This is a genomic window from Streptomyces sp. NPDC096012 (assembly GCF_040426375.1).
In the GTDB taxonomy this organism is placed as follows: domain Bacteria; phylum Actinomycetota; class Actinomycetes; order Streptomycetales; family Streptomycetaceae; genus Streptomyces.
In genome coordinates this window covers 1-19340 of record NZ_JBEOTD010000009.1, presented here as the reverse complement: position 1 = coordinate 19340, position 19340 = coordinate 1, and the positions used below count along the sequence as shown (strand labels likewise).

Annotated in this window: 11 protein-coding genes; 6 read left to right on the top strand and 5 right to left on the bottom strand. The window is 71.0% G+C overall.

Annotated elements, in window-relative coordinates; all coding sequences use genetic code 11:
• Positions 1 to 73 precede the first annotated feature (73 nt).
• Positions 74 to 703, top strand: coding sequence for a TetR/AcrR family transcriptional regulator (locus ABVB68_RS11805; RefSeq protein ID WP_353600888.1), 630 nt, complete (start codon positions 74 to 76; stop codon positions 701 to 703).
• Positions 704 to 880: 177 nt separating this feature from the next.
• Here ABVB68_RS11805 and ABVB68_RS11800 read toward each other — a convergent pair whose 3' ends face one another.
• Positions 881 to 1792 carry an ADP-ribosylglycohydrolase family protein gene (locus ABVB68_RS11800; protein WP_353600886.1) on the bottom strand — a complete coding sequence of 304 codons (912 nt, stop codon included), beginning with the start codon at positions 1790 to 1792 and terminating at the stop codon, positions 881 to 883.
• Between the two features lie 717 nt (positions 1793 to 2509).
• Between ABVB68_RS11800 and ABVB68_RS11795 the strand changes: the two genes are divergently transcribed.
• The 3 genes from ABVB68_RS11795 to ABVB68_RS11785 all read left to right on the top strand — a co-directional run bounded on the left by ABVB68_RS11795 (position 2510) and on the right by ABVB68_RS11785 (position 6209).
• The gene (locus tag ABVB68_RS11795) at positions 2510 to 3787 is read left to right on the top strand and encodes a ricin-type beta-trefoil lectin domain protein (RefSeq protein WP_353600885.1); all 1278 of its coding nucleotides are present in this window, start codon (positions 2510 to 2512) and stop codon (positions 3785 to 3787) included.
• 74 nt (positions 3788 to 3861) lie between these two features.
• Positions 3862 to 5064 carry a glycoside hydrolase family 64 protein gene (locus ABVB68_RS11790; RefSeq protein ID WP_353600883.1) on the top strand — a complete coding sequence of 401 codons (1203 nt, stop codon included), beginning with the start codon at positions 3862 to 3864 and terminating at the stop codon, positions 5062 to 5064.
• Between the two features lie 311 nt (positions 5065 to 5375).
• Positions 5376 to 6209, top strand: coding sequence for a hypothetical protein (locus tag ABVB68_RS11785; protein ID WP_353600882.1), 834 nt, complete (start codon positions 5376 to 5378; stop codon positions 6207 to 6209).
• A gap of 447 nt (positions 6210 to 6656) precedes the next feature.
• Here the strand turns inward: ABVB68_RS11785 and ABVB68_RS11780 are convergent, their stop codons facing one another.
• Positions 6657 to 7886, bottom strand: a complete 1230-nt coding sequence (locus ABVB68_RS11780; protein ID WP_353600881.1) for an IPT/TIG domain-containing protein — start codon at positions 7884 to 7886, stop codon at positions 6657 to 6659.
• A 663-nt stretch (positions 7887 to 8549) separates the two neighbouring features.
• Here ABVB68_RS11780 and ABVB68_RS11775 point away from each other — a divergent pair.
• Both ABVB68_RS11775 and ABVB68_RS11770 read left to right on the top strand, forming a co-directional pair.
• Complete coding sequence (locus tag ABVB68_RS11775; RefSeq protein ID WP_353600880.1) at positions 8550 to 9701, top strand: hypothetical protein; 1152 nt, start codon at positions 8550 to 8552, stop codon at positions 9699 to 9701.
• A 404-nt stretch (positions 9702 to 10105) separates the two neighbouring features.
• Positions 10106 to 10885 carry an IPT/TIG domain-containing protein gene (locus tag ABVB68_RS11770; protein WP_353600879.1) on the top strand — a complete coding sequence of 260 codons (780 nt, stop codon included), beginning with the start codon at positions 10106 to 10108 and terminating at the stop codon, positions 10883 to 10885.
• Here the strand turns inward: ABVB68_RS11770 and ABVB68_RS11765 are convergent.
• From ABVB68_RS11765 to ABVB68_RS11755, 3 genes are all read right to left on the bottom strand, one after another.
• Positions 10882 to 17151, bottom strand: a complete 6270-nt coding sequence (locus tag ABVB68_RS11765; protein WP_353601056.1) for an SDR family NAD(P)-dependent oxidoreductase — start codon at positions 17149 to 17151, stop codon at positions 10882 to 10884. The genes ABVB68_RS11770 and ABVB68_RS11765 overlap by 4 nt on opposite strands.
• A gap of 298 nt (positions 17152 to 17449) precedes the next feature.
• Positions 17450 to 18781, bottom strand: a complete 1332-nt coding sequence (locus tag ABVB68_RS11760) for a beta-ketoacyl synthase N-terminal-like domain-containing protein (RefSeq protein ID WP_353600878.1) — start codon at positions 18779 to 18781, stop codon at positions 17450 to 17452.
• A 45-nt stretch (positions 18782 to 18826) separates the two neighbouring features.
• Positions 18827 to 19147, bottom strand: a complete 321-nt coding sequence (locus tag ABVB68_RS11755) for a DUF5988 family protein (protein ID WP_353601055.1) — start codon at positions 19145 to 19147, stop codon at positions 18827 to 18829.
• Positions 19148 to 19340 lie beyond the last annotated feature (193 nt).

Below are 19340 nucleotides of genomic sequence, written 5' to 3'. Positions count from 1 at the left end.
AGGCGCCCACCTGCCGCACTCGACCGCGACGCACGTCTCTGTCCTACTGATACGGCACGTGCAGGAGGAAGAGATGGACACGTCCCCACTCGAGAACACGCCCCAGCCGCTGGGACGCCGCGAGCGGAACAAGATCAAAATAAAGGAGCGCCTCTACACCGCGGCGCTGGAACTCTTCGCCGAGCGGGGATACGAGCAGACGTCCGTCGACGAGATCGCCGAACGTGCCGACGTGGCCCGGGGAACCTTCTTCAACCACTTCCAGCGCAAGGAAGACCTCATCAGCACCTGGGGCGAACGGCGCAGGGAGGGGCTGGTCGCCGTCATGGCGGACGCCTTCCCCGAGCGGATCGGTGCCGCGGACCGCCTGCGCCGCTGCATCACGATCCTGGGCCGGATCAACGAGGAAGAGCACGAGCGTGCCGCCGCCATGCTGATCGCCTGGGTGAAGGCCGGCCGGCCGCTCATGGAAGAACCGTACGTCGCCGAACTGTTCGCGGAGATCATCGAGGACGGCCGGGACAGCGGGGAATTCCGCGAGGACGTATGCCCCCGGCAGGTGGGGAACGTGCTGCGCGACATCTACCTGGGCGCCCTGTACCGCTGGTTCCGTGAAGCGGACGCCGAGCCCGACGGCAAGCTCCGGCAAGAGCTTTTGCAGGCCCTGGAGTTGCTCCTGAGCGGCATCACCGCCCGGGCCTGACGGGGCGTCCGCGTGCGGGGAGCGCACCCTGCACGCGGGAGGCGTCGGACCGGAAGTGTCGGACTGACGGCAGGTCGCGCTCGTACCAAGTACCGAAGGACACCGGCACCGTCCACCAGTCCCTGGCTCGACGGGTTTCTTCCGCCGAGCCGGCCTCGCGGGGTCCGACAGGAGTCCTCACTCTGTCACGATCGGGGGCAGCGGTTCGCAGGCGGCGTGCCAGGCACGAGGGAGCGCAGCAACGCCCGTGCGTGCGGCGATCACCCCGCCGGCGACAGCGCAGGTGGTGTCGATATCACCGCGCCCGGCAACCGTGACCCACAGACCCTCCTGCAGGTCGTCCAGGTGCCCCGCCGCGCACCACAGGGCGTACGGGACGGTATCGGGCCCCGACATCCGGTAGCCGGAGCCCAGGACCTCCGCGGCGTGCCGAACCGACGTGTGCGCCGGCATCCGGGCAGCGATCCGTATTCCCGACCGGACGTCGCTGTCGGGGAGCCGCTCGGCGACTGCCTGAAGGAAGTCCGACCTGGCCGGGGCGTTCCCGCCCCGGCTGCGGGTGGCCAGCGCCGCGGCAAGGGCGACCGCCACCGCCGCGGCGGCTGCTTCCGGATGATGGTGCGACACCGCGCTCTGACGGGCGGCCTGCTCAGCGACCGCATCGAGGTCGGCGCAGTGCCAGGCGCCGAGCGGAGCGGCGCGCATGGCCGCGCCGTTGCCCCAGGACCCCTGGCCGCCGAACTGTCCGGCGACCACCTCTGGCCAGGGCTCGCCCGCGCCGATCCGGCGGAGCACGTCATGCATCGAGGCTCCGTACCCGCGGTGCGTGTCCTCGGCGTAGGCCGCCGCGAAGCGCAGCGCGAGGCGGTCCTGGTCGACGGTGCCGCCGCCCTCGACGAGTTCCCGGACGAGGACAAGTGCTTGGGCGGTGTCGTCACTCCACCGCCACAGCGGTTCCGGGGGCAGCGTGCGCGCCTCCAGGCCGGCCGGACCGTCCCGGCGCAGGATGGCGAACCAGCGGTCACCGAAGGCATCGCCGAACGCGAGCCCGCACAACGAATCCAGCACAGCAGCAGGGATGGTGATCATCGGGACAGTCTCGCAGCGCGACGGCACTTCCGCGCCCCGGTTTCGCACCGGGACCGGGCTTCTGCTCGCCGTCAGGACATTCGACCGCTCGGGGGAGAGCGCGCACTGCTGCACACAAGGCCCCCCAAGTAGCAGAGTGTAAGAGGGATTTCGCGGCGCTGCTCGGCGAGTTCCGTCGAACCCCCGTCCTGGTGCCGCTCGGTGACGGCCCGGGTCCGGTGGAGGAGCGGGGGATGCTGACCGCCGACCGGAACGGGGTGCGGTTCATCCTGGCGTTCTCGGACGAGCGGGCGCCGGCCCGTTACGCCCGGGAGCGGGGCGCTTTGGCGCGGGAGTGGACGTACCAGACGGTGCTCGGTGCGCCGCTGATTTCTTCGCCATCGTCACCGACCTCGTCGGGACCCCGAGCGCACTCATCACGGAACTGACCATTCCGGCGGTTGGCCCCGGGGAGACGCTCAACCTTAAGTGAGGCATAAACGCCTCTTAAGCGTTCTTGAGTCTCGACTCGCTGCTCAAGTAACCGCAGTTCAGGGGCTTTTGGTCGCGCCCCGCACAAGTTGGCCGAGGCAACGGCCGTGCGTACCATCGGGATCCCCCCAACGGCTCACCGTAATGAGAGAGCGCTCTCAAACCGAACGATCCGCCTCCTCGTTCGCGGTCCGCCGTACGGGCGGAACCACCTGCACCCCCCACAGACAAGGTGTCATCCCAGCCATGGCAGCTCATCGCGCTCGGCGGTGGACGCTCGGCGGACTGGTCTCACTGGTCGCCGCCGCACTCGTCACCGTCCTCCTCATCACGACCACCGGCTCCGGGGCGAACCGGGCCAGCGCCGCACCCACCGCGGTGACCTGGTCCGACGACTTCGACGGCAGTGCGGGAAGCGCTCCCGACCCCACCAAGTGGACGGTCGAGACCGGCGGTTCGGGCAACGGCAACCACGAGCTGCAGTACTACACACCGGGCAACCAGAACGCCGCCCTCGACGGCCAGGGACACCTGGTGATCACAGCACGCAAGAACACCGACTCCGGACTGCAGTGCTGGAACGGGACGTGCCAGTACACATCGGCCCGCCTCAACACGGCCCGCGGCTTCACCCAGGCGTACGGCCACTTCGAGTCCCGTATCAAGATCCCCCGCGGCCAGGGGATGTGGCCGGCCTTCTGGATGCTCGGCGACAACCTTCCCAGCGCGGGCTGGCCCGACAGCGGGGAGATCGACGTCATGGAGAACGTCGGCAAGGAGCCCGGCATGGTCCACGGCACCATCCACGGACCCGGTTACTCCGGCTCCGGCGGGCTCGGTGCCGCGTACACCCTTCCTGACGGCAAGGCGTTCGCCGACGACTTCCACGTCTTCGCCGTCGACTGGAGCCCGGCGGCGATCACCTGGTCGGTGGACGGCCACGCCTACGAGACCCGCACGCCGTCCGACCTCGGTGGCAAGAAGTGGGTCTACGACCATCCGTTCTTCCTCATCCTGAACCTCGCCGTCGGCGGCGACTGGCCCGGCAGCCCCGACTCGGCCACTTCCCTCCCGCAGACGATGACCGTCGACTACGTCCACGTCTCGACCTCCGACGCGGGCGGCTCGACCGGTTCGACCGGCGCAGGCGGCGCCATCAAGGGCATCGGCGGAATGTGCGTCGACGTGGCCGGCGCCTCCGCCGCGGACGGGACGCCGATCCAACTGCACGACTGCAACGGCGCCGACGCCCAGAAATGGACGCTGGGCAGTGACGGCACCCTCCGCGCGCTGGGCAAGTGTCTCGACGTACGCGGCGGTTCCACCGAGGACGGCACCCCCGTCCAGCTGTACGGCTGCAACGGCAGCAAGGCCCAGCAGTGGACCTACACCTCCGCCCACGACCTCACCAACACCGGCGCGGGCAAGTGCCTCGACGCCAAGGACAATGCGGCGGCCGACGGCACCCGGCTGCAGATCTGGACCTGCGGCGGCACCGGCAACCAGAAGTGGACCGTGGGCTGACCCCGCAGGCGGACGGCCCACCCCACCCCCACTCGCCTCCACGAGGCACACGCACCAGGGAAAGGCACAAGAACATGGCACCACGTCACCAGCGCAGTCTCAGCCGCCGCAAGCTGCTCGTCGCCCTGGGCGGAGCGGCCGTAGCGGCGCCCGCCGCGGCGGCCCTGGCTCCCCACGCCCTTGCCGGTACGACGGACAACGGCACGAAGGCCGCAGCGGCAGGGGCGCTCCCGCTCACGATCGTCAACAACAGCGGCTCGTTCGACAACGCCTCGGTGCACGTCTACATCGTCGGCAACCAGGACGGCAAGCAGGTCCGGGTCACCCCTGACGGCACCCTGGCCCCGATATCGCTGTCCGACAACGGGGCGGACGGCTTCACCGACTACGCCCTTTCCCTGCCCGCGAGCGGGGAGGCCGGCCTCACGCTGCCCCGCATGTCCGGCCGCATCTACGTGTCGCTCGGCGACAAACTGAAGTTCAAGGCCGTCGCGGACGGGAACGGCAATGCGGCACTGCAGTACCCCGCCGGCTGGGTGACCTCCGACCCCAACTACCGCATCCTGCACGACTGCGCCGAGTTCACCCACAACGCCTCGGGCATGTTCTGCAACACGACCATGGTCGACATGTTCAGCGTGCCGATGAGCATCCGGCTCACGGGAGCCAAGGACCAGACCACGGGCACCCTGCGCGACGGGGGCCGGGCCGCGGTGTTCAGCGCCGTCAAGCAGGTCGCGGAGTTCGCCCCCCTGGTCGTCGACGACCTTCGCGTGATCGCTCCCGGCCACGGCCTCGACGCGGGCCTGTTCGCCAAGGACTACTTCGCCCCGTACATCGACCAGGTGTGGAGCACCTACACCGGTAAGGACCTGACGGTCACCACCAACGCAGGCACCTTCACCGGCCGGGTACGCGCCGACAAGTTCACCTTCGACGGTCCGGCCCCGGTCGCCTTCGGCAAACCGTCCACCCGCGACGTCCTGTTCTGCGACGGCAACCTCGCCGCCCCGAACGACGGCACCACCGGTCCTGTCGCCGCCGTCCTGGGCGCCGGCTTCAACCGCTCCACCCTGCTCGGCAACCCCGCCCAGCCGGTCACCGACGCATCGGCGTTCTACCGGACCGACCTGACGAACCACTACGCGAAGGCCGTTCACGCGGCGACACAGGACGGCAAGGCCTACGGCTTCGCCTTCGACGACGTCGCCGACTTCGCGTCCTACATCCAGGACACCGCACCCACCGGGATCCGGCTGACCCTGACGCCGTTCTAGATGTGCTGCCCCGGGACGTCGGGGACCCGTCGAAGGCGCCGGGTGCAGGAAGTGCGCGATGCGGGCCGGTCCCCACCGGCGCGGCAGGCGGACGACGAGCGCGGCAACTGCACGTCGCACCGGTGGTCCTGGACACCCAGGTGTCCGTGTGGCCGCCGGGGCCTCCACCGCCGCTCAGCGGCGGCTGGACCTGACGCCCGGCGCTCCGACAGTGGGGGGTTGGAATTCCAACCCCCCGGTTCTGGCCCGGGTATGACGTTCTGTGGCGGGGCCGGTGCATGAGGACTCAGCCGAACGGGGATTACAGCTGGGTGAAAAGCAGGGGGTACGGCAACGTTTGGTACCGCAGGCGGCTGCCCCACTGGTTACGGGGGCTGCTCGTCCTCGCGGCCGGAGGGGGAGTCCTGCTCTGCGGTCAGCAGGTCGCCGAAGGCTACGGAGCGACCATGGAGTACCGCGACGCGCCGGTCTGCCAGGGCGGGGGCCGGAGCGGGGACGGGGACGAGGGGGAACTGTGCGTGCGGCGCGAGGCGGGCACGGTGCTCGACCGGCGGACGGGTGAGCGCTGCACGTCCAACGACACGAGTGGCGGCACGACGGGAGGCATCACGACCGGGGGAGTCACGGCCGGAGGCGGTATGAACACCGCCGGTGGCGGCATCGGTGGTGTGGCGGTCGGCGGTGTGACCACCGCGGGCGGCGGAGGCGGCGGTACGAGCTGTACGACGTACTACGACCTGAAGGTTCAACGGCCGGGGAGTACCAAGTGGTTGAGCGTGGGGTCGGAGACGTACGACGACGCCAGGAAGGGTGACCACGCCGAAGTCCGGCTGTTTCAGGGGGACGTCGTGGAGCTGAGGGTCCGCGGCCACATCGACTCCTACGAGCCCTCCTCGCAGCAGGCGATCGTCCCGTGGATCGCGCTGGGCTGCCTGATCCTGGCGGGCGGCGCATGGGCATTGGTGAGCGGGCGGCTCTCCGGCCTCTTCGCCTTCTTCAACTTCGGCTCGCTGTTCGTGGCCCTTGGGGTCGGCTGGCTCGGCTCCATGGCGATGTTCGGCGGCCACCCCGTGGCCTGGGTGTTCGCCATGGTGTGGACGGGCTTCGCGGTCTTCTGGACCGTGGATACCTGGCGGGACAGGTAGCAGCCCGTTCGAGCGCCTCCCGTCGGAGTACCGGCGGGCCGCCCTCGCCGGCGCAGTCGTGCGGGAGAAGGTGCGCACCACCACCGCCGTGCGGACCGGCTGTACGACGTCGGCGCACACCGGCAGGCGGCGATGCCCGAGCGGATGGACGCGTCCTCGGCCGCCGACCCGGAGCAGGACAACCAGGAGCCGGAAGCCAGGTGCCGTGAGGTGATCGATCTGACGTCCGTGCGGGCCTTGAAGGAGTCCCGCACGGACGGGGAAGCCCGCGACCTCACTGCGAGCGGCTGCGCCACCTCCAGGACGCCTTGGCCTGCTTACATGCCGTTTCGGGGCCGGAAGCGGAGGTTCAGGTCCCCTCGCCACCCCGGGCAGCTCTCCCTGCGGCTGGGCGAACCACGGTCTCCGCCCAGCCGGGGATCAGCGTCTCCTTGCCACGGTTGTGGATCAGACGTACAGGAAGGTGCCGGGGACGGCCACGACACCGGAGGTGGTCACCAGGGTCACCGTCGCGGATCCGGCCGCACCGGCCGGGGTGGTCCCGGTGACGGTGGTGGCGCTCGCCGTCACACCTGTTGCGGGGACGCCGTTGAACAGCACGGCGACGGTGCCACCCAGGTTGCTGCCTGTGATGGTGAAGGAGGTGCCGCCGGCCGCGGGGCCGGTCGCCGGCACGATCCCCGTGGGCGCCGGGATCGGCGGGAGCGCGAAGTAGGTGAACCCGCCCGGGACGGTCGTGCTGCCGCCCGGGCCGGTCACCGTGACGGGCACGTTCCCACCGGCCGCCGGACCTGCCGGGGTCAGGCCGAGCAGAAGGGTGCCGGCCGGATTGATGAACAGAACGGTGGACGGGGTGCTGCCGAAGGTGACGCTCGCCCCGGTCAGATGGGTGCCGATGATGATGTACGGGGTTCCACCGGTGACCGGTCCCACTGCGGGAACGATGGCCACCGCGGTGGGTGGGAGGGGTGGTGTGACGTAGGTGAAGCCGCCGGGAACGGTGGTGGTGCCCGAGGGGCTGATCAGGGTGACGACGGCGTTTCCGGCCGCACCGCCCGGGGTGATGCCGGTGACGCTGGTAGCCGTGGCGGTCACGCCGGTGGCGGGAACGCCGTTGAAGAGCACCCCGGTGACACCTGCCAGGTTGGTGCCGGTGATGGTGAAGGGGGTGCCACCGGTGGTGGGGCCGCTGGTGGGGCTGATCGCGCTGGGGGCCGGCGGGGGTGCCAGGTAGGTGTAGGGAAGGGGGTTGCTGGTGCCGGCCGGGGTGGTGACGGTGACCAGTACGGTGCCGGGGGCGTGCGGAGGCGCGATCACCACCAGGGTGTCGGGCCGTGGGTGGTCCCCGCCCGGACGGCCGTCGCCGGTATGTCCGTCGCCATGACCGTCGTGTCCACCCTGCCAGGCCGGGGGCTCCGTCCCCGGGACGGCGCTCGCCGACTGATCCCAGCCGTCGTCCGGGAGGCCGGCGAGGCCCCATTGGACGATGGTGGCCGGCGTGCCGCCGAAGGAGACACTCACGGCGCCGCGCAGGTTCTGCCCGGTCAGCCGGACCGTGTTGCCACCGGTCGCGGGTCCGGTGGTCGGCACCAAGGCGAGCAGGACGGGCGGGCCGGCAGGAGGGACGGGCCACGCGCCGGCGAGTTGGTGCGGAGGGGCGAGAGCGTTCGGAGTCATAGTCGGTAGTCCCTTTGCAGAGAAGTGGTGGGAAAGTCGGATCGGAAGATCCGCAACGCACGTTGCCAGTGCCGCCCGTGGTGCTCGGGGCGCCGGGGGCGCGGAGCGTGCGGCAGAGCCTGGCGCGAGTGGTCAGCGCCGGTTGGTGCGCAACGCATGCGGCACCCGTCGCCAGGGATCGGCTGCCGGCGCGGCGTGTGCTCATGGTGCGGGCGGAACAGGACCCGGCGGACACGGCGTGGACCGAGTCGGCGGGAACGGGACCGCGCTGCCGATCCAGTAACCCACCTGCCGGCCGAGGCGCTCAACAGCGCGGGGTGGACGTCACCCGATCGGTGTAACCGGACGCCGTTCGCGACGTGGTGGGCGGGGTGTGGAGTGCGGCGTGGGGTGTGTCATCTCCTCGGACGGGCGGCTGGGCCATCCGGGTGAAGCTGGTGGCGAAGGTATGGCCCGCTCCCGTTCGGCGGTGCTTGTAATCGGCTGTACCGGCAAGCGGGGCGCCCATCCTCCGCCGGGGTCGACCAGCCTTACCGCGAGCGGTGGCTGCGTCGTGAGGGGCACCCCGGCGGGTGTGCCGCGAGGGCGTCGTTTCCCGACCTCGCGGCTTCATGGACCAGGCGGCCCCAGCCTTCACTTCCTCGCACAAAGGGGTTCATTTCCATGGCACTTATCATCACTCCTGTCACCGTTTCCGCGTGTTCCAGTTTCACCGTCTCCGCCACCGGTGCTCCGGCCACAGCGGTGAACGCGACCTTCAGCTACGACGGCGCACCCCCGCAGACCGTGGCGGTGACGGCGGGCGCGGCCGGACCTGTCACCTTCGTCGCGGCCGGTTCAGGCGCTCAGCTGGTGTCGGTGGTGTACACCGACGCCGGCAGCGCGGTCGTGGGTGCCGCCACCGGCACCGTCACGGTCACCGCCGCTCCGGCAGGGACGCTGACCACGACGCTGACCACCACCGGGGGCGTCACGACGGCGGCCACCACCCTCACCTGCCCGGCCGGGCTGACCGGCCTGAACGGCACGATCACCTACACCCTGCCCGGCGGGGCGACGGTGACGGCCACGGTCACCAACGGCGTGGTGGCCACCGTACCGTTGGGCGTGAGCCTGCTGCCGGGACAGACCGTCGGTGTCAGCTTCACACCCGCCGCCGGTACCTGCGCCGCCTGCACGTTCGCACCCATCACCGTCACGGTGCCCGCGCAGGCGACCTGTTCCGTGGTGGTGCTGCCGGTCGTCGCTCCGGTGACCGTCGGTCAGCCCGTCCAGGTCACCGCCGTCGTGACCTGTGGCGGCAGTCCGGTCGCCGGCGCCACGGTCACCTTCAACGGCGGCACCTCACCGGTGACCGTCACCACCAACGCCCTGGGCATCGCCACCGGTCTGCTCACGTTCGGTACCGCGGGCACCGCCACGGTGACCGCCACCGTCACCGCGGCCGGCACCTCCTGCTCGTGCAGCGGTGTCGTCTCCCTGCCGATCACCATCACGGTCCAACAGTCCGGCACCGGGCCTCTGCAGGCGTTGCCGGCCTGCTGGCGGGTGAACGTACCGTTCCCGCTGCCGAACCTGTTCACCGCCACCCTGCGCGCGACGGTGACACCCCCCATGGCCGGGGTACTGGTGACCTTCTCCGTGGGCGGGCAGGTGGTCGGTACCGCCGTCACCGACGCCTCCGGTACGGCCACCCTCAACGCGGGCCTGTCGCTCCTTCAGATCCTGAGCGGCACCTACACCGCCTCCGCCACGATCAACGGCACACCGGTCCAGGCCACGGGCACTCTCACCCCCTGCCTGCCTCCCGTGTGACCCATCGCACCCGAAGCCTCCGTCGGCCACGCTGACGGAGTGGCCCCCTCGGCACGGCCCCGGACCACTCCGGTGCCGTGCCGAGGGGGCCGGTCGTGCAACCGCTCGCCGACCGACCGGGGGCGGGTCCGGGCAAGGCCGCTCGCACGGTGAGGCGGTCCGGTCCGGCCCGCTCCCGTACGCGAGAGCCCGCCGGTGGGTGACGGCCGTGCTCGTCGTCATCACCCCTCCTGGGGTTGCCACGAGTGCGTGGGAGGACCGACCCCCGGTGCCTGGCTCGACGTACCCCATGGGCAGCCGTCCGCCGCCGCGGCTTCAGTGGTCGATGGAGATGATGCTGGTGACGTCTCCCGTCACGAAGCCGACCAGACTGCCGCAGGTGGGCAGGCACAGGGCCGGCGGCCGTGACCGTCACCGGCAGCAACCTCGACTCCACGGACTCGGTCACCTTCGAGGGCACGCCGGCACCGTTCGCGGTGATCAACGCGACCACCCTGTCGGCCACCCCACCCGGCACGGCAGGAGCGGTCGACGTGGTCGTCACCGACCCCGCGGGGTCGTCACCGACCCCGCGGGGTCGGCAATCGACGCCGGCGCCTCCACCTACGGTGCGTCTCCCGGTATCCGAGCACGGCGCCCCGTACGAACGAGCACTGAATCCCGCCCGGGCACTGGCCCGGGCGGGATTCTCTGCTGGCCGACTGCGCCGACGTGGCGACCGCAAGGCACGACAGCTCGCCTGGCGGGGTGGCATGACGGAATCGGGTACGTGGTGCGTGCCGAGACAGCCGTGCTGCTGTTCGCCGCGGCACGGACAGCCGGGGGTCACTCCGGTCGCCCGAACCCGGGCTCAGCCCCGCGGGGTGCCGTCGTCTCGCCGAGAGCTGAGCGTCGCCGGCCTGTCCGGCGGTGGGGTGGACAGGCCGGGGAGCGGCACCATCGGGGGCGCGAGTCGGCTGAGGCTTCGTGGTCGTTTCGCCGCGCGAGCCTCGCCCGCTATCGGTGAGCGCGCACGATCCCGAAGCCGGCGCGGGAGTGTGGAACACCGCGGACAGGGCCGAACGAATGTCGCCGTCCGACACGGGGCGTGGCGTGGCGGCCGGGGCTCGCGCACGCCTGTGTCCCGCTGCCCTACGGGAGCGGGACACAGGCCGGGCCCGGAACAGGGCTCGTGCGGCGGCTAGGTGTCGGAACGCGACGTATCCTCCTGCGGCACCAGGCCCATGTGCACGGCCAGGGCCGTGGCGAGGGAGGCGATGGTCGGGTGCTGCCAGACGAAGTTGCTCGCGAGGCGGACAGAGAGGTCGGAGTCGAGGCGGATGCGTAGTTCGGTGGCCAGAAGAGAGTCGAATCCGAGGGACTTCAAGGGCGTCTGCGGGTCGAGTGAGGCGCTCCCGGTACGCAGGATGGCCCGGATGTGGTCGGCCAGATAACTCTCCAGGGCCGTCTGGCGGGCGATGCCCGCGGGCAGGGCCTCGATAAGGGCCCGGATGTCCGAGTCACCGGTTCCGGAGTGCTGCCGCTCAGCGGGGACACCGTCTGGCGTGAGGAGGGCGAACAGGCTGGAGTCGGCGGCCGTGCGGGGGACCCAGGTATGGGGCGGCCCGGGGATCACGGCCGTCTGCACCCTTTGGTGGGTGAGGAGGCAGTGCAGCGCCTCCAGGCCCTGGCGGGTGGGAATCGTCTCGTAACCGCGCTCGGCGAAATCGGTCGCCTGGCCCGTTTCCCCCCACGGGCCCCAGTCGACGGCCAGCGTGGGCAGACCTTTCCGGGTGCGCCAGGTGGCGAAGGCGTCGAGCCAGGCATTGGCCGCCGCGTACACGCCCTGTCCCGCGTTGCCCAGCAGGGAGCTCATCGAGGAGTAGAGGACGAACCAGTCCAGCGCGTGGCCGGCCGTGGCGTTGTGGAGGTTCCAGGCACCGGTGACCTTCGGGGCCCAGACCCGCCTGAGTTGGTGATCGCGGATGGTCGTCAACGCGGCGTCGTCGAGGACCATGGCGCAGTGCACCACGCCGCGCAGCGGAACACCGTCCTTCGTGGCGGCCTCGAACAGCCGTTCAGCGGTGCCGGGCCGGGAGATGTCGCCCAGCACGACCGTGGTGTCGACAGCCAGGTCGTTGATTGCGCGAGCGGCGTCCAGCGACGGGGGCCGGCGGCCGTTGAGGACGATCCGGCCGGCTCCCTGCTCGGCCAGCCAGCGAGCGGTGGCGAGGCCCAGCCCGCCCAGACCCCCGGTGATGACGTAGGCGCCGTCGGCCCGTACGACGGGCGGGCCCTCGGGCACCACGGCGGGAATCTCTCCCCGGTCGGGCACTGTCAGCACGATCTTGCCGGTGTGTGCGGCCCGGGCCATCAGACGGAAGGCGTCGGTCGCGCACTCCAACGGGTACTCGGTGCAGAGCAGTGGTTTGAGCCGCCTCGCCGTGACGTGGTCCATGACTTCACGCAGCACCGTGGCCAGCAACTCCGGCCGGCGTTGCTGAAGCTCGATGAGATCGACCGTGCTGAAGGTGATGTTGTGACGCAGCGGGCCCAGCTTGAGGGCGGCGTCGGCCAGGATGTCGCGTACGCCCAGTTCGACGAAGCGCCCGAAGGGCCGCAGGCTTTCGAGTCCGGCGCGGACGGCCGGTCCCGTCAGGGAGTTGAGGACGACGTCCACCCCTTGGCCCTCGGTGGCCCGACGAGCCTCTTCGGCGAAGTCCAGGGTGCGCGAGTCCATGACGCAGCGGATCCCCAGGCCACGCAGCTGGTGCCGCTTCACCTCCGTTCCGGCCGTCGCCAGGACGTCAGCGCCCAGCAGGCGGGCGACGGCGATCGCGGCCCGGCCAGTGCCTCCGGTGGCGGAGTGGATCAGCACGCGTTCACCGGGAGCGAGCCGTGCGACGTGGTGCAGGGCGTACCAGGCGGTGAGGTAGGCCGTGGGCAGCCCGGCCGCCATGACGGGTGTGAAGTCTCGCGGCACGGGAGCGACCGCGGTGGCGGGGACGGTGACGAAGGAGCCGAAGGCGCCGCCCTCCAGCTGAACGGCCAGTACGGCGTCCCCCTGGCGGAGGTGGTCCACGCCAGGTCCCACCGCGCTGATCACACCCGCGCACTCGAACCCGATGCGGTAGGCAGTGGCCGGCTCGGAGCCGAGCATGCCCAGAGAGGTGAGGACGTCACGGAAGTTGACACCGGCCGCCTGGACCCGCAGTTCGACCTCACCGGGCCCGGGCCGGCGACGCCCGGTCGCGGCCGTTTCCACGCTGTCGAGGTCGCCGAACCGCCCGACGCGCAGACGGAACCCGTCGTGTCCGAACCGAACGGTCCGGACGGTGCGGGCCGCCGCCTCGGCAGGGGTGACGGGCGCGGGCTCGATGCGCGCGACGAACCGGGTGCCACCGCGCAGTGCGACCTCGTCCTCGGGAGCGTCGGCCAGGAGTTCGGCGGCCAGCGCCCGCAGACCGTCCTCCTCGGGACCGGTGTCGATGAGCGTGGGCCGCATCCCGGGCCGCTCCACGGCAAGGACCCGCGCGACACCGCGCACGCTGCTCTGGCCGAGGTGACAGGTCTCGTCCGCGGCGACGGCGTACGCCTTCTCGGTGGCCGCGTACAGACGCCACGTTCCGCTGCCCTCGTCGGCGGCCTGCGCCAGTGCGAGTAGCCGGCGTGCGCGCTGTTGCGCGCCCTGAGTGGTGTCCGCGTCACCGGCGGAGGAGGAGCTGTACAGCAGGACGACGGCGCGCCAGGGGTCGCTTCCGGCAGCCAGGTACTGACCGAAGACCTCTGCCAAGGAGGCCAGATCACCTGAGGCCGGCGGGATGTCCCGCACCTGGACCCGGGCCCCGGCGGTGCGCAGGATGGCGGCCAGGCTGTCGGCTCGGCCGTCGCTCTCACCGAGAACGAGCCAGTTCCCCGGCGGAGTGGGGGTGGTACGGGGATAGGGGGCGCGGTGCCAGCCGAGTTCCATGAACCACTGGTCGACGGAGCTCTCTTCGGCAGGTGCGCCGAGTCGGAAGCGCACGTCGTCGAGCGCGACGACCGGGCGGCCGTGCGCGTCCAGCGCCCGGACGTTCCCGGCGAGTGTCGTGTCGCTGTTCTCCGTGACCAGCGCGTGTGCGTGAACGGCCTGCGCGGGGTCGCCGAGGAGACGCAGGGCGCCGATCCCGACCGGCAGGATCGGTGCGTGTGCGCCGTCCTGGGCGGCTCCCGCGACCAGCAATTGCAGACACAGGTCCAGGAGGACGGGGTGTGCGCTCAGGGCCGGGGCCGGGGTGCGAGCGGCTTCCGGCAGTCGGATGCGGGCCCAGAAACTGTCCCTCTGCTTCGTGGTCCGCAGTGAGGTGATGCCCGTGAAGGCCGGGCCGTGCTCCAGTCCGCGGGCCCGCAGTCCGGCGTAGAGGCTCTCGGGGTCAAGGGGGACGGGGTGCTTGCGGTGCAGGCCCGGGATGGAGGCGGTGCGAGTGGCGTGGGGCGCGAGCGCGCGGCGGGCGATGGCCGAGGCGTGCGGTTGCCACGAACCGTCCGGAGCACGCGAGTGCATCTCACAGGCGGCCTGTTCGCCGTCGGTGACAGTGACGGTCGTGCTCACTTCGGTGTCGCGGTTCACGCGCAGCAGGTCGTGGAAGGTGATGTCGACGAGGTCGACGTCCGTCGCGCCGGCGGACAGCGCGGTGAGGGCCGTGGTGTGGAACACCGCGCAGAAACCGGCTCCCGGCAGGACGGGGGCGCCGTGGACGCGGTGGTCGTCGAGCCAGGGCAGATGCTGGGCCGGAGCGGTGGCGTGCCAGCTGTGACGGACCGGATCGCCGGGGACCTCGGTGTGCCGGCCGGGCAGCGCTCCGTCGTCGGCGAGGGGCGTCTGCCCGACGGCCCAGTGGCGCGTGCGATCGAAAGTGATGGTCGGTACGTCGGCCAGCGAGCCGTCGCGGTACAGCGGCGTCCAGTCGACGGTGCCGCCGTGGCAGTGGAGGGCGGCGAGCTGCGTCCGGAAGGTGGCCGTCTCGTCCTGGCCGCGGCGCAGGGTGGGGAGGACGACGGCGTCGGGGAACTGCGGGGCCAGACAGTCGGTGAGGGACTGGGTGACCACGGGGTGCGGTGAGATCTCGATGTAGATCTGGTGCCGGTCCAGGGCCGCGGCGGTCACGGCGGGGTGGAAACGAACGGGCCGGCGGAGGTTGTCGCACCAGTAGGCGGCGTCGAGCAGCGGACTCCGCGTCGGGTCCTCGCTGACGGTGGAGTAGAACGGGACGCGGGGCGGGCGGGGGGTGAGACCGGACAGTGCCTGGTGCAGGTCGGCCAGCAACGGGTCGACGTGCGGGCTGTGCGAGGCGACGTCCACCGCGATGGGCACGGCCGGGACGCCCCGCTCCTCCCACCGGGTGATCAGACGGGCGACCTCGTCGGCGTCGCCGGAGATGACAGTGGTGTCGGGCGCGGCCAGGACCGCGACGGACACGGCGTCGGCTCCGGCATCGGCGAGGGCCGTTTCCACCGTGGCCCGGTCCAGGGCGACACTGGCCATCGCTCCCGTGCCGGCGATCCGCTCCAGCAGCGACGAGCGCCGGCAGATGACGCGGACCCCGTCAGCGAGGGTGAGGGCTCCGGCCACGACCGCGGCGGCGGCCTCTCCCATGGAATGGCCGATGACAGCGGCCGGTTGGACGCCGTGTTCCTGCCAGGCCGCGGCGAGAGCGACCTGCAGGGCGAAGAGGACCGGTTGGATCTTCGGGCAGCCGGTGAGGGGTTCGCCGGCCCGGACCAGTTCCAGGACGGAGAAGCCCGCCTCCTTGCGGATGAGCCCGTCGACCCCGGTCAGGGCCTTGCGGAAGGCCTCGTCCCGGTCGAGGAGTTCGCGGCCCATGCCGGGCCACTGAGAGCCCTGGCCGGAGAACACCCAGACGGCACGCCGGGGAGCGATGACGTCGGCCGTACCGGAGACCAAGGAGGGAGCCGGGAGTCCGCCGACGAACAGCCGCAGCGCGTCGGCGGTCTCGCCGCGGGACCGGGCGATGACCGCCAGGCGTCCCCGCCCGAGGCTGCGGCGCAGCGCCAGGCTGTGCGCGACATCCCGGAGCGGGACGTTCCTGCCGTCCGTCTCCAGCCAGTCCGCCAGCCTGCGGGCGGCCTCCGGGAGGGCCCGTTGGGACCCGGCGGCCACGAGGATCACCTCGGGCGGCGCCGTCCGGGGGTTGCGGGGAGACGGCAGGGTGGCCCGGCGGGAGGGACGTGGGGGTTCCTGGAGGATGACGTGGGCGTTGGTTCCGGAGAAACCGAACGAGGACACCACAGCCAGCCTGACCGGCTCCTTGGCGGGCCATGTGATGTTCTCCAACGGGACGAACAGACGAGTGGCGTCTGCGGAGATGGCCGGATTCCACCGTGTGAAATGGAGGTTCGGAGGGATGATTCCGCGCTGCAGGCACAAGACGGTCTTGATCAGCCCGGTGATTCCGGCGGCCGGCTCGAGGTGGCCGAGATTGGTCTTGACCGAGCCGAGGGCGCAGGGAGAGAGGCCACTGCCGTACACAGCGGCCAGACTCGCGAACTCCACGGGGTCGCCCACCGGGGTGCCCGTGCCGTGTGCTTCGATCAGTGAGATCCGGGCCGGATCGACACCGGCCCGGTGGAGCGCGGCGCGGTAGAGGGACTGCTGGGCGTCGGCGGACGGGGCGGCGAGGCCGTCGGAGCGACCGTCCTGGTTGACCGCGGACCCGCGGACGACGGCGAGGATGCGATCGCCGTCCCGGCGTGCCTCGGGCAGGCGCTTGAGAACGACGACCCCACAGCCCTCACCGCGGACGAACCCGTCCGCCGCCGCGTCGAAGGTGTGGCAGTGCCCGGTCGGTGAGAGCATGCCCATCCGGGCGAAGGACCGGGTGATGCGCGGGGCGAGCATGAGCGTGACGCCGCCCGCGAGGGCCAGGTCGCACTCCTTGCGATGCAGGGCCTCGCACGCCAGGTGGAAGGCGACCAGGGACGATGAGCACGCGGTGTCGAGAGCGACGCTGGGGCCGTGCAGGCCGAGGAGGTAGGAGATCCGTCCGGCGGCGACGCAGTGGCCGTTCGTCAGGATGGAGCCCTCCAGTTCCTCGGGTCGGCCGGCCAGTTGGTCCATGTAGTCGTTGTAACTCAGCCCTGTGAAGACGCCGGTCGGAGAGCCCGCGAGCTGGTCGGGGGGCAGTCCGGCGTGTTCCAGGGCCTCCCAGGCGACCTCCAGAAGGAGCCGGTGCTGGGGGTCGAGGACGTCGGCCTCGCGTCCCGCGACGCCGAAGAAGTCCGCGTCGAACCGCGAGACGTCCGTCAGATAGCCGCCCTGTTGCGGGGCCGGGTGCGTGTCGGCGTGCGGCCTGTGCCCGGGGCCGGCCACATCCCGGCCGGGCGGGGGAGCGCCGACCGCGTCGCGTCCTTCCGACAGCAGACGCCATAAGGATGCTGGAGAGTCGACGTCTCCGGGGAGACGGCAGCCCATGCCGATGACGGCGATGGGTGCGTTCGCCGGCCGAGGGCCGTGCGTGTCGTTGGCCACGAAAGTCTCCTTGGTGTGGGGGAGTGGGGAGGAGCGCGGGCCGCGCCGGGAGAGGCGGGCGGACCGCGGGCCGGGCCGTGCGACGGCGGGCTCGGCGCACCGGAGCCCGCAGGCGCGAGTGGACGAGGCGGCCGTCGCCACGTGTCCGAGGGATGACCGTGGCACTCGTGGAACACCTGGCTCCGCGGGGCGTCCACGGTCTCGGACCGGGCGACGGCGATTGGACGGTGGCGGCACGGGGTCAGACGTCCGGTCCGCCCAGCAGGATCGCGCTCTTCACGCCCCCGACCTGGTAGTTGAAGGTGAACGCGTAGTCGAAGTCGAGGGGGCGTGACAGCGTCCCGGGGACCGGGTCGAAGGTCAGGTGTTCGGCCGGCTGCTCGCAGTTGGCGGTGGGGCACACCTGGCTGTTCCGCATCATCAGCAGGGTCAGTGCCACCCCCAGACAGCCGGCCGGCGCACCGTTGTGACCGAAGCAGCCCTCCTGCGAGGACATCAGGAGGTCGTGTGACGCGGAGCCGTACAGCTCCCTGATCGCATTCGCCTCGAACGCCGTGACGACGACGTTGCCGTCGCTGCCCCCGTGGATGTACGGCACCTGAGCGATGTCCCAGGTGTCGCCGAGGCACCTTCGCACCGCGGACACCAGCGCTTTCCCCGTCTCGTCGGAGGCCAGCGGGTTGGCGAGCCCGTCGCGCGTGGTGGCCTGCGCCAGGATCTGGCCGTAGATGCGCGCATCTCGTGCGAAGGCGTGTTCCCGGCTCTCGATGACGACGGTCGCGGATCCTTCGCCGTGGTTGATGCAGTCGGCGCGCTTGTCGTAGGGACGCATGAGGGCGTCGAACGACGGCAGCAGACTGGGCATGTCCTCGGAGCGCATGGCGTCGTACGCCTGCTGGGCTCCGCTCAGCAGGCGCTGGATGTTGCGGATCATCGTGACGCTGAAGACGTCAACCCCCGTCACCACCGCGATGTCGGCCTCCCCCGACGCGATCAGACTCAGGGCGTTGCCGACCTGGAGGGCCGAGGAGGCGCAGCCGCACGACACCGTGAAGTTGGCGCCCCTGGACCGGGTGAGAGCCCCTTGCACCAGGGCGACGTCCGACGGGGTGACGGCCTGCTCGGCCGCGACGAACATCTCCAGGGCCTCGGCGACGGGATAGGTCGCGGGGTCGGCGCGCAGCACGGCGAGGTAGCTGTCGATGTTGGCGTCCACGCCACCGCGGCCCACCAGGACGGCGGCTTCCTGGAGGTCCTCCTGCACATCGAGGCCCGCGTCCCGGCACGCCTGCGCGAGCGACACCAGTCCGAAGCGATGAGCGTCCGTGTAATGGCGTGAGAAGAACTCCGGGATACCCGGGACCTGTTCTTCGAAGGCCGCTGTGGAGAGGTTGACGCTGCCGTAGTAGACGCCCTTTTTGACGAGGCAGGACGTTCCGGTGGAGGCGACCTGCCATAGATCGTCGGCGGTGAACACCGGGCTCTCCGGGCCGGGTAGGCACAGTCCGATTCCGGTCACGACGGCGTCCCGCGCGCGTACGCCGGTGCGCCGCCTCACGAGGAACCTGCCCATGATAGTGAGTAGATCATTGAATTCCCCTCTGGATCGGATGATGGGTTATTCGGCCACACAGGTGCGGCGACACCAGCGGTAGACGGGCAATCGCTCCCCAGAGTGGAGGGAGTACAAGCCTGAGAACTCGAAATGTTCATAGGCGTTGCCGCACAGGATTTTCACTTGGGGTTCGTCCCTCGGGGATGCAACTTCCCATACGGTGGGAACTGCTACCCAGCCCGGCCCCCCGGAAAGCAATACCCGGACGGAACCAGGCGCTTTCGACTCCGGCGCGCTTTTTCCCTCATCGGCGTATGGTGAGTCCGTTGTCCCGGTGGCGAACGGACGGTGAAAAGGCGAGGGAAGAAGGCACCGGGACGCCATGAGGAAGGACCGAAGCAGAGAATTGACGAAGGCGCGGATCAGCATGATGACCTGCCAGACGTGAAGGGAGCCGTTACTCCCGGCGGCAAGCGGACGTCTCGCCGCGGCGGCCACGCACCGCAGACGCGGAGAGGGGGAAAGGGGCTGCGTGCTGCCGACTGGGCCGGGCACCAGCCGTCGACGGCTGGTGCCC